Raw genomic sequence first — 253 nt, 5'->3', positions numbered from 1 at the left:
AAAAAACAAGAAAGAAAAGGGCAAGAAGGGGGCGTCTGACTGCGCGGACTGGAAGTGGGGGAGCTGCGTCCCTAATAGCAAAGACTGCGGTCTGGGGTCCCGGGAGGGAACATGCAACGAGGAGACTCGCAAACTCAAGTGCAAGATACCCTGCAACTGGAAGAAAGCTTTTGGAGCTGACTGCAAGTACAAGTTCGAGAACTGGGGAGAATGTAACACCGACACCGGGGTGAAGATCCGGACCGGAGCCCTG

Annotated in this window: 1 protein-coding gene; it reads left to right on the top strand. The window is 54.9% G+C overall.

Translation table 11 applies throughout. The annotated features are described in order from the left end of the window. On the top strand, positions 1-253 hold a 253-nt coding region (locus EUU22_RS00275; RefSeq protein WP_165351009.1), incomplete at both ends, for a hypothetical protein.

The organism is Ciceribacter ferrooxidans, assembly GCF_004137355.1.
Classification (GTDB): domain Bacteria; phylum Pseudomonadota; class Alphaproteobacteria; order Rhizobiales; family Rhizobiaceae; genus Allorhizobium; species Allorhizobium ferrooxidans.
The sequence above is the reverse complement of the archived record's forward strand: the minus strand, read 5'-3'. Positions and strand labels throughout refer to the sequence as shown.